This window comes from Komagataeibacter kakiaceti JCM 25156 (genome assembly GCF_000613305.1).
In genome coordinates this window covers 1-1,283 of record NZ_BAIO01000597.1, presented here as the reverse complement: position 1 = coordinate 1,283, position 1,283 = coordinate 1, and the positions used below count along the sequence as shown (strand labels likewise).

At 57.5% G+C, this 1,283-nt stretch carries 1 protein-coding gene and 1 pseudogene; one reads left to right on the top strand and one right to left on the bottom strand.

Translation table 11 applies throughout. The annotated features are described in order from the left end of the window. Positions 1-278 (top strand): hypothetical protein (locus JCM25156_RS30245; protein WP_206777874.1); only part of this gene is annotated, 278 nt, incomplete at its 5' end. Between the two features lie 521 nt (positions 279-799). Here the strand turns inward: JCM25156_RS30245 and JCM25156_RS16970 are convergent. Beyond that, positions 800-1,283, bottom strand: a pseudogene (locus JCM25156_RS16970) (hypothetical protein); the annotation flags it as partial.

The following is a 1,283-nucleotide window of genomic DNA, read 5'->3' as shown; positions in this document are numbered from 1 at the left end:
CGGCGGCGGTTCCTTTATCATCCGCACCTGAACCGGCGGGCGTGGCGGTGCTTTCGGCGCCTCCGGCGGTGAGTGCAGGCCATACAGGAGAGCCAGGACCAGTGCCCCTTCGAACACAAGGACAATGGCGAAAATTATTACCTTCTGTAGTGTATTGTCACTCTGTTCCGCATACGTCATACCCATACCTCACTCAGAACGGCATAGTTTTTAGGAAGGATTATTACAAAATTATTCTGGATGTTCTGATTTCACTAAAGTTTACTTTGGGAGTATGACCAGTTGCTACGAAACGACTGATGCGATCCGCCTTTCTCTCCCCGGCCTGGCCCCATGGCGCGGCGCCCGCTTCCCCTGGCGGAACAGGAAAACACGACCACAGCGCTCTCTGGCCGTGCATATTCCGGTGCGTATGCACCGGATTTACACTGCCATGACAGACCAAGCCATTCATTCATCACGTTTTATCCATAAACATTATTAACACCTCGAAATCAACCCCGATTTTATGCGAAACGACTGATGTGAACAGCCTGCCGCGCGGACCATGCGACCGAGATGAAAAACAGCCTGCGGGACGCCTGCTTTCCCGCTGCCCGACAGGGCACTAAAAAAAAAGTTTCGTCCAGCTTGATCAAAAAAAAATCCTAGTCAAGCAAAGTGTTAAAAAAAACAGGTAAAAAAATCCGAGACCGTTCACGACCATATCTCAAGTCTATAATTATGTTGCCATACAGATATGAAATGGCTGGGCGGAAATACAGTTGAAGCCGCGCCAGCCCCTGTCGGTCGCCCCGTTTCAGGCCGCGCCATCGGGCACGCCACTGAACTCCGGCGGGCTTTCGGGCGCGGTCTGGTAGGCACGGGCCTCGCCCTGCTTCACCATTTCCAGACAGGCAACGAACGTACTGCTCCATGCCGAGCGCCGCTGGCCGGTGGACAGGCGGTCCCCTTCCCGCGCTTCCCGCATGGTCTCGGGCAGCATGTGCGCCAGCGGCACCCGTTCCGTCCCGCGCGCCAGGCAGGAGCGGACACGCTGGCGGGCATCCTCGACCGAAAACAGGTCAAGCTGCACCGGCGCGTAAAACGGCGCGTCCACCGGCATGACGCCCCAGTTGCCATCAAAGACCGCCAGACAGCCCCACAGGAACTCGATACGGTCCACTTCCCATTGCGCCGCTTCATCGTCATCCACGGTGGCCGCGCCACCAAAGGCGTATACATCCCGCCCAAGCTGCTCCCGGGCCGCAAGCCAGCCCGCCAGACGCGACGCGCCTTCCGCC